The sequence below is a fragment of the Bradyrhizobium macuxiense genome (assembly GCF_007993935.1).
GTDB classification, from domain to species: Bacteria; Pseudomonadota; Alphaproteobacteria; order Rhizobiales; family Xanthobacteraceae; genus Bradyrhizobium; species Bradyrhizobium macuxiense_A.
The window spans coordinates 174,211-182,500 of the sequence record NZ_VITY01000014.1; the positions used below are offsets into that span (position 1 = coordinate 174,211).

The following is an 8,290-nucleotide window of genomic DNA, read 5'->3' on the forward strand; positions in this document are numbered from 1 at the left end:
CCAAGCACGGGGAGAGGAAGAAGATCACACCTTCCACGCACCGACCGGCTGCCGCACGGCGACATTCAGCCGATTCCAGACGTTGATCGCCGCAATGCCGAGCACCAGGGACGCGAGCTGCTGCTCGTCGAAGTGCTTGGCGGCCTCGTCCCACACCGCGTCCGTCACCGGGTCCTCGCGGTCGCTGAGCCGGGTCACCGCTTCGGTCAGCGCCAGCGCAGCGCGCTCGGCATCGGTGAAATAGGGCGTGTCGCGCCAGGCACCGACCGCGAACAGCCGCTCGTCGGTCTCGCCGGCGCGCCGGGCAAGCTTTGGGTGCATGTCGACGCAGACGCTGCAGCCGTTGATCTGGCTGGCGCGCAGATTGATCAGTTCGAGCAGCTTTTCCGGCAGGGCCGGCTTGGTGCTCTCGCTGAGCGCCTGCAGCGCCTTCATGGCATCGGGAACAACCATCACCGGGTGGTTCATGCGGGCTTTCATCATATTGCTCTCCTGATTTGCCTTTTGACGCCGCCGCGCCGATCTGCTGTCACATCGGCCTGGCTTCGTTCGTCATGGCCATGACGGAGCGGACCAAGGGAATGTGACCGATGGACGAGAAGAAATTTCTGGCGGAACAGTTCGAGGCCAACCGGCCGCGCCTGCGGGCGGTGGCCTACCGCATGCTGGGCTCGACCGCCGAGGTCGACGATGCCGTGCAGGAGGCCTGGCTGCGGCTCGGCCGCACCGATGCTTCCGCGGTCGACAATCTCGGCGGCTGGCTGACCACGGTGATCGCGCGGATCTGCCTCGACATGCTGCGTTCGCGCAAATCGCGCCGCGAGGAGCCGATCGGTCCGCACGTGCCGGAGCCGGTCGCGGACAATCCGTCGGAGCGCGAGACCGAGATGGCTGACTCCGTCGGCGCGGCGCTGCTGGTGGTGCTGGAGACGCTGGCGCCGGCCGAGCGGCTGGCGTTCGTATTGCACGACATGTTCGCGGTGCCGTTCGAGGAGATCGCACCGATCGTCGGGCGCACGCCGGCCGCCGCGCGGCAACTCGCCAGCCGCGCCAGACGCCGCGTGCAGGACACGCCCCCCGCGCCGGATCCCGATCTCAGCCGGCAGCGCGGCATCGTCGAGGCCTTCCTCGCCGCGTCCCGCAACGGCGACTTCGAAGGGCTGCTTGCGGTGCTCGCGCCCGACGTCGTGGTACGCGCCGACCAGGCGGCGCAGCGGCTCGGCTCGCTGCCGGTGATCCGCGGCGCCACGGCGGTCGCCGAAAGCTTCAAGGGTCGCGCGCAGGCGGCAAGGCCGGCGCTGGTCGACGGCGAGATCGGCGTTGCCGTCATCCTCGGCGGCGCACTGCGGATCGTGCTGCGGGTCACGATATCGGGCGATAGGATCGCGGCGATCGATGCGACCGCCAATGCCACCGAGATCGAGACCTTCGATGTCGAGGTGCTCGATCGCAGCTGACCCGGCTGGAGGCAGCCAAGTCGCGATGCTAGTGTCCTCCCTGCGCTCATGCTGGGAGGACGATCATGAAACTATCCGTCAAATTGCTCGCGTCGGCCGGCCTGCTCGCCCTCGCCTCGTCCTCCGCTTTTGCCGCCGCGGACGAAAAACTGCGTACGGCGGCCGAGCAGGCCCAGCCGGCGGTGATCGAAAGCCTGCACGACATGGTGCTGATCGAGTCGGGCTCCAGCGACGTCGAAGGCCTGAAGAAGATGGCCGACTACACCGAAGCGCGGCTGAAGGCGCTCGGCGCCAAGACCGAACGGCGCAAGACCACGAAGGGCGCCGGCGCCGACATGGTGATCGGCACCTTCGACGGCACCGGCAGCAAGAAGCTGATGCTGATCGCGCATATGGATACGGTGTACGAGCACGGCATCCTCGACACCCAGCCCTACAAGGTCGATGGCAACCGGATCTACGGACCCGGCATTGCCGACGACAAGGGCGGCATCGCCGTCATCCTGCATTCGCTGAAGATCCTGAACGATGCGGGCTGGCGCGACTACGCCAAGCTCACCGTGTCGTTCAATCCGGATGAGGAGGTCGGCTCGATCGGCTCCGGCGAGATCATCGCCGAACTCGCCGACCAGCACGACCTGGTGCTGTCCTGCGAGCCGACGGTGGCGCCGCCGGTCGCCAGGAATGAGAGCCTGCTGCTCGGCGCCAGCGGCACCGCGACCGGCACGCTGGATGTGAAGGGCAAAGCCTCGCATGCCGGCGCCGCGCCGCAGCTCGGCCGCAACGCGCTGATCGAGCTCGCGCATCAATTGCTGCAGACCCAGGACGTCGCGAAATCGATTCCGGGCACGCAGCTGAACTGGACCACCGCGAAGGCCGGCACCGTGCGCAACCAGATCCCCGATCACGCCTCTGCCGGCGCCGACATCCGTCTCACCATTCCGGACGGCGTGCAAAAGCTGCAGGCCGCGCTCGACGAGAAGGTGAAGGACAGACTGATCCCGGACACCGAAGTGAGCGTGAAGGTCGTCGCAGGCCGTCCGCCCTTCGTCGCGGACGATCGCGGCCGCGCGCTCGCCAAGCAGGGACAGGCGATCTATGCCGAGCTCGGACGCACACTCGATATCGCCGAGATGACCGGCGGCGCGACCGACGCCGGCTATGCCGCACGCAGCGGCAAGGCGATCGTGGTCGAAAGCTTCGGCCTCGCCGGCTGGGGTTATCACGCCCGCGACGAGTACATCGACACCAACTCGATCGTGCCGCGGCTCTATCTGATGACGCGAATGCTGATGGAGCTGGGCAAGGCGAAGTAGCGGGCGAAAGCGCTTCGGCGGATTTCGCAGCAGCAATTGTGTGCCGATTGAGCAGCGCTGATGTTTCGCGCTGGAGTTCGCGGCCACCCCTCTCCCCACCCTCCCTCGCAACGGGGGAGGGAGCCGACGAGCGTGCTCACCTCACGTTCCGGCACTCAGTCGTTTCGCCGAAGCAGCCGGGATAGTTCCTACGACGCGGGTTCTCTCCGTTCCCTCCCCCCTTGCGGGGGAGGGTCAGGGAGAGGGGTGCCGCTTGCTCCGCTCGCCGATTGAGAACTGGTCAGTCACCGCGGCCAACGGCTCGACCGCATCTCGCGCTCAGCGCGAAAACTGCACTGCTTCAGTCGCTTAGCGCTATCGCAAACTGGAGCCTTGACCCTTCCTGCAATCCACACTAGCTTCTCTTCTGAACACGGAATTCCGTATTCCAATTTGGACCGCCGGCATGATCCCGTTGGACCCGCTTCCGAACCTCATCGACCAGGTCTATGGGCGATTGCTCGAAGCGATCATCGACCGCTCGCTGCTGCCCGGCCAGCGCATCACTCAGAACGAACTTGCGGAAAAGCTCGGCGTCTCGCGGCAGCCGATCTCGCACGCGCTGCATCTGTTGCATCGTCAGGGCCTCGTCGCGGAAAGCGGCAAGCGCGGCTTCGAGGTGACGCAGCTCGATCCGCAGCGCATCCGCGAGCTCTATGAAGTGCGCGGCGCCATCGACGCGCTGGCGGCCCGGCTTGCCGCAACGCGCGTGAAAGCGGATGCCGCGGCACGCGCGCAGCTCGAAAGCGCGCTCGAAGCCGGACGCGCGATCGACGACAACGCGCCGCTGGCGCGCCTGATCGCGCTCGACGTCGACTTCCACAGCGCGATCTACCGGCTGGCCGGCAATTCCGCGATCGAGGAAATGATCGCGCCGCAATGGCCGCATATGCGCCGCTCGATGGCGACCGTGCTCGCCGAACTCGATTATCGCGACAGCGCCTGGACCGAACACGAGACCATCGGTGCGCATATTTTCTCCGGCAATGCGCATGCTGCCGAAGCTGCAGCGCTTGCGCATGCTCAGACGGCAGGACGGATGACGGAAGAGAAGTTGAGGGCAATCGACGTGGCGGCGTGAAACTGAGCTGTCATTCCGGGATGGTGCGCCAGCACCAGACCCGGAATCTCGAGATTCCGGGTTCGATGCTGCGCATCGCCCCGGAATGACAACAACAATCAAAGGAGGAAAGCACCATGAAACTGACCCAAGAGCAGGTCGAATTTTTCCACCACGAAGGTTGGCTGTTCCTGCCCGAGCTGTTCATCCAGGAGGAGGTCGATTTCCTTGCGCGCGAAGCCGTCTCGATCTATGACGCCAACCGCCCCGAGGTGTGGCGGGAGAAGAGCGGCGCGCCGCGCACCGCATTCGCCGCGCATCTCTACAACGAGGCGTTCGGCATCCTCGGCGCGCATCCGCGCATGATCGACCCCATCGAGCAGCTGTTCGGCGAGAAGGTCTACATGCATCAGTTCAAGATCAACGCGAAGGCAGCCTTCACCGGCGACGTCTGGCAGTGGCATCAGGATTACGGCACCTGGAAGCGTGACGACGGCATGCCGGAGCCGCGCGCAATGAACATCGCGATCTTCCTCGACGAGGTGATGCCGATCAACGGCCCGCTGATGCTGGTGCCGCAGAGCCAGACCGCGGGCGATCTGAAGGCGTCGCACGATCTCGAAACGACGTCCTACCCGCTGTGGACGCTGGACGAGGAGACGGTGACGCGTCTGGTGAAACAGGGCGGCATCGTCGCGCCGACCGGCAAGCCCGGCGGCATGCTGATGTTCCACGGCAATCTGGTGCACGGATCGAGCGGCAACATCACGCCCTATCCGCGCAAGATCGTCTATTTGACGCTGAACGCGGTCTCGAACTACATCCGCACCCCGACGCGGCCCGACTACATCGCGCACCGCGACTTCACGCCGATCCAGACCGTGGCCGACGACGCGCTGTTGCGGCTCGCCCGTGCGCCGCGGCAAGCGGCGGAGTAGTTGCTCAATCGTCATTCCGGGGCGATGCGAAGTATCGAACCCGGAATCTCGAGGTTCCGGGTTCGCGCTTCGCGCGCCCCGGAACGACTCTGTTTGATTGGAAGGCATCATGAACCTGCACCATCTCCTCAAAACCCGCGCCGGCGCCGGCAAGCCGGTGCGCGTCGTCCTGATCGGCGCCGGAAAATTCGGCTCGATGTTCCTGTCGCAGGTGCCGCACACGCCGGGGCTCGAGGTGCCCGTGATCGTCGACCTCGACCGCGACCGCGCCCGCGAGGCCTGCCGCACGGTCGGCTGGGACGACGCGCGGATCAGCGCGACCACCTTCACTGACGACGGCGCGCGTGCGATCGCCGGCGGCGCGTTCGATGTCGTGGTCGAAGCGACCGGCAATCCCGCGGTCGGCATCCGCCATGCCCGCGCGGCAATCGCCGCCGGCAAGCATGTCGTGATGGTCAATGTCGAGGCCGACGTGCTGGCGGGACCGCTGCTCGCCGAGGAGGCGCGCAAGGCCGGCGTGGTCTATTCGCTCGCCTATGGCGACCAGCCGGCGCTGACGGCGGAGATGGTCGACTGGGCGCGCGCCACGGGCTTCCGCGTCGTCGCCGCCGGCAAGGGCACGAAATACCTGCCGGCCTATCACGACGTGACGCCGGAGGGCGTGTGGCAGCATTACGGGCTCACCGCCGCCGAGGCGCAATCCGCCGGCATGAATCCGCAGATGTTCAATTCCTTCCTCGACGGCACCAAATCCGCGATCGAGATGGCCGCGATCGCCAACGCCTGCACGCTCGACGTGCCGTCGGAGGGCCTGCTGTTTCCGCCCTGCGGCGTCGACGACCTGCCGCATGTGATGCGGCCCCGCGATAAGGGCGGCGTGCTGGAGAAATCCGGCATCGTCGAAGTGGTGTCGTCACTGGAGCGCGACGGCCGTCCGGTGTTTCGCGATTTGCGCTGGGGCGTCTATGTGGTGCTGGAGGCGCCGAACGACTATGCCGCCGACTGCTTCAGGCAGTATGGCCTCAAGACCGACGCGTCCGGCCGCTATGCGGCGATGTACAAGCCGTATCATCTGATCGGGCTCGAGCTGAACATTTCGGTGCTGTCTGCCGCGCTGCGCAACGAGCCGACCGGCCAGCCGCGCGGCTTCCGCGGCGACGTCGCTTCGGTGGCAAAACGCAATCTGCGCGCCGGCGAGATGCTGGACGGCGAAGGCGGTTACACTGTGTGGGGCAAATTGATGCCGGCCTCCGCCAGCCTCACCGCCGGTGCGCTGCCGATCGGGCTCGCGCATCGGGTCAAGCTGAAGAACGACGTCGCCCATGGCGCCGTGGTGCGCTGGAGCGACGTCGAAGTCGACGAGCGCAACGACACGATCAAGACGCGCAAGGCGATGGAGCAGGCGTTCTCGCGGTAGCGTTTCCGGCCATTCACTCGAACAGCAATTCTTTCACCTCTCCCCGTTCTTTACGGGGAGAGGTCGGATCGCATCGCAGATGCGATCCGGGTGAGGGGCAAGGCACACTGCTCAACAAGCAGCGAAGTGCTCGCCGGATGGAGGCCCCTCACCCCGCCCTCTCCCCGTAAGAACGGGGCGAGGGAGACGATAGAGCAATGCTCGGGGCATCACGGCAATAGCCGGCTCGCCTTCGCCAGCTTGAACCACTTCCGGAACATCACCTCGGTATCCATCATCTCGGTGAAGCCAGCCTGGTTGAGCTTCACCGTCGACACGATCGACGGCGGACCGGACTCGGTCTGCCCGTAGCGCATGCTGTAATCGGCATATTGAAACGACAGGCCGACGAACTCTTCCAGACCCGGCGCGATCAGATCGTGCTTCCTGCGCAGTTCGTCCCACGGCGGGATCCATTTCGGATACTCCTGCGCCAGCGACAGCGGCACGTGCTTGCCCGGTGCCATCTCCAGCGCATCAGCGACCGCCGGCCAGATATTTTCCCAGGTGAAGACGTCGCCATTGGTGACGTTGAACGCTTCATTGCGTGCGCTCTCGGCCTCACCGGACCAGCCGATCGCGCGCGCCAAGAGATCGACGTCGACCGCCTGCGCGACGCGCGGCGCGCCGCCGGGATAATCGAGCGGCCTGCCCTGCTCGCGCAGCATTGCCGCATAGACGCCGAGCGGCGGGATCAAATCCATCGCACCGCCCATGGCTTCGCCGATGATCAGCACCGGACGCAGGATGCTCCAGTGCCAGCCTTTGCCGCGCTGCAACTCGCGCAGGAAATTCTCCTGCGCCCAATAGAAATTCGGCTGCTCGTACATTTCCGAGCGCCCCTCGCGCGCCGGCACCGTCAGCGGCCGGACATGCACGCCATAGGCCTTTGTGCCCTGCAGCAGCGCGACATGCTTGAGATCAGGCGCGACCGGCTCGAGCACGCCCATCAGATTGCGCAGCATCCGGTCGTTGGTTTCGATCTGCCCGGCGTCGCGCCAGCCATCGACTAGGCTCGGCGCCTCATAGAGCGCGGCATAGATCAGATGCGTTGCACCGGCGAGCTCGGCCGCGGCACGGCGGCAATCCTCGGCATTGGTCAGGTCGATTCGCACATGCTGCGCGCCGTAGAGGTCGCGCGGCTTGCGGCGCGACAGCGCGATGCACTCGCAATCGTCGGATGCGCCGAAGTGTCGCAAGGCGGCGTTGCCGACGAGGCCGGTCGCGCCGGCGACCACGACTTTCTTGTTAGCCATGTCCTTGAACTCCCATCAACTCGCTTCCTGCGTAGCAGATCGCGGCAGGGCCCGCAGCCCGCCGCGCGGGTATCGGATGAGACCAACGGCGACGATTTTCCTTCGCAACTGCAACCAAGGCCGACGCTTGATTTCCGCCGGCAAACGATCATCCTGAGTGAGGGAACCGGACGAAGCGGATTTCCACACACAAGAGCCCGTCGAGGGCCAGCGGACACATCATCACAGCAACGTCGATCGATCGGCGAAGAAAGACGGCATCAAGATCGTTCCCCTTGTCGAGGCATCGGCACACAGGAGGGCTACGCATGAAGCGTCGTGATTTCTTGAAGGCAGGCGGCGTTGGGCTCGCCGCGACGGCGGTCGCCGCACCCGCGGTCGCGCAATCGATGCCCGAGGTCAGGTGGCGGCTCGCGGCAAGCTGGCCGAAGGCGCTCGATACGCTCTATGGCGGCTGCGAATTCTTCTGCAAGCGCGTCGCCGAAATCACCGACAACCGATTCCAGATCCAGTCGTTCGCTGCCGGCGAGATCGTGCCCGGCCTGCAGGTGCTCGACGCCGTCTCCAACGGCACGGTCGAGATGGGCAACACCGCGCTGTATTATTACTGGGGCAAGAATCCCGCTTTCACATTCGGCACGTCGCTGCCATTCGGCCTCAACACGCGCCAGCATATTTCCTGGCTGCAATGGGGCGGCGGCAGCGATCTGATCAACAATCTGCTCGGCGAATACAACTGCGTCGGCATTCCGACCGGCTCGACCGGCG

8 protein-coding genes (1 of these 8 cut by a window edge) are annotated in these 8,290 nt (G+C 65.6%); 6 read left to right on the plus strand and 2 right to left on the minus strand.

The genetic code is table 11. The annotated features are described in order from the left end of the window. Positions 1–24: 24 nt before the first annotated feature. The gene (locus FBZ93_RS31590) at positions 25–480 is read right to left on the minus strand and encodes a carboxymuconolactone decarboxylase family protein (RefSeq protein WP_146991394.1); all 456 of its coding nucleotides are present in this window, start codon (positions 478–480) and stop codon (positions 25–27) included. A gap of 110 nt (positions 481–590) precedes the next feature. Here FBZ93_RS31590 and FBZ93_RS31595 point away from each other — a divergent pair, with 110 nt between their 5' ends. The 5 genes from FBZ93_RS31595 (at position 591) to FBZ93_RS31615 (ending at position 6,227) form a co-directional block, all read left to right on the plus strand. Further along, entirely contained in the window at positions 591–1,457 is an 867-nt protein-coding gene (locus FBZ93_RS31595; RefSeq protein ID WP_146991329.1) for a sigma-70 family RNA polymerase sigma factor, read from the plus strand. 65 nt (positions 1,458–1,522) lie between these two features. After that, entirely contained in the window at positions 1,523–2,773 is a 1,251-nt protein-coding gene (locus FBZ93_RS31600; RefSeq protein WP_146991330.1) for a M20/M25/M40 family metallo-hydrolase, read from the plus strand. Positions 2,774–3,218: 445 nt separating this feature from the next. After that, complete coding sequence (locus FBZ93_RS31605; protein ID WP_146991331.1) at positions 3,219–3,893, plus strand: GntR family transcriptional regulator; 675 nt, start codon at positions 3,219–3,221, stop codon at positions 3,891–3,893. Between the two features lie 116 nt (positions 3,894–4,009). Continuing rightward, positions 4,010–4,810: a phytanoyl-CoA dioxygenase family protein gene (locus FBZ93_RS31610; RefSeq protein ID WP_146991332.1), complete on the plus strand. Its 801-nt coding sequence runs from the start codon at positions 4,010–4,012 to the stop codon at positions 4,808–4,810. A gap of 109 nt (positions 4,811–4,919) precedes the next feature. Next, positions 4,920–6,227, plus strand: a complete 1,308-nt coding sequence (locus FBZ93_RS31615) for an NAD(P)H-dependent oxidoreductase (protein ID WP_146991333.1) — start codon at positions 4,920–4,922, stop codon at positions 6,225–6,227. 209 nt (positions 6,228–6,436) lie between these two features. Here the strand turns inward: FBZ93_RS31615 and FBZ93_RS31620 are convergent, their stop codons facing one another. Beyond that, positions 6,437–7,522 carry an NAD-dependent epimerase/dehydratase family protein gene (locus FBZ93_RS31620; protein ID WP_146991334.1) on the minus strand — a complete coding sequence of 362 codons (1,086 nt, stop codon included), beginning with the start codon at positions 7,520–7,522 and terminating at the stop codon, positions 6,437–6,439. 308 nt (positions 7,523–7,830) lie between these two features. Here FBZ93_RS31620 and FBZ93_RS31625 point away from each other — a divergent pair, with 308 nt between their 5' ends. Further along, positions 7,831–8,290, plus strand: partial view of a TRAP transporter substrate-binding protein gene (locus FBZ93_RS31625; RefSeq protein ID WP_146991335.1) — the start only. The gene runs 629 nt beyond the window's last position; only the first 460 of its 1,089 coding nucleotides appear in the window; the start codon lies at positions 7,831–7,833; its stop codon lies beyond the right edge, outside the window.

Excerpts from the sequence above, each read along its gene's own strand:
- FBZ93_RS31615 (WP_146991333.1), top strand. The coding sequence starts at position 4,920 with ATGAACCTGCACCATCTCCTCAAAACCCGCGCCGGCGCCGGCAAGCCG.
- FBZ93_RS31590 (WP_146991394.1), bottom strand. The coding sequence starts at position 480 with ATGAAAGCCCGCATGAACCACCCGGTGATGGTTGTTCCCGATGCCATG.
- FBZ93_RS31595 (WP_146991329.1), top strand. The coding sequence starts at position 591 with ATGGACGAGAAGAAATTTCTGGCGGAACAGTTCGAGGCCAACCGGCCG.
- FBZ93_RS31620 (WP_146991334.1), bottom strand. The coding sequence starts at position 7,522 with ATGGCTAACAAGAAAGTCGTGGTCGCCGGCGCGACCGGCCTCGTCGGC.
- FBZ93_RS31610 (WP_146991332.1), top strand. The coding sequence starts at position 4,010 with ATGAAACTGACCCAAGAGCAGGTCGAATTTTTCCACCACGAAGGTTGG.
- FBZ93_RS31600 (WP_146991330.1), top strand. The coding sequence starts at position 1,523 with ATGAAACTATCCGTCAAATTGCTCGCGTCGGCCGGCCTGCTCGCCCTC.
- FBZ93_RS31605 (WP_146991331.1), top strand. The coding sequence starts at position 3,219 with ATGATCCCGTTGGACCCGCTTCCGAACCTCATCGACCAGGTCTATGGG.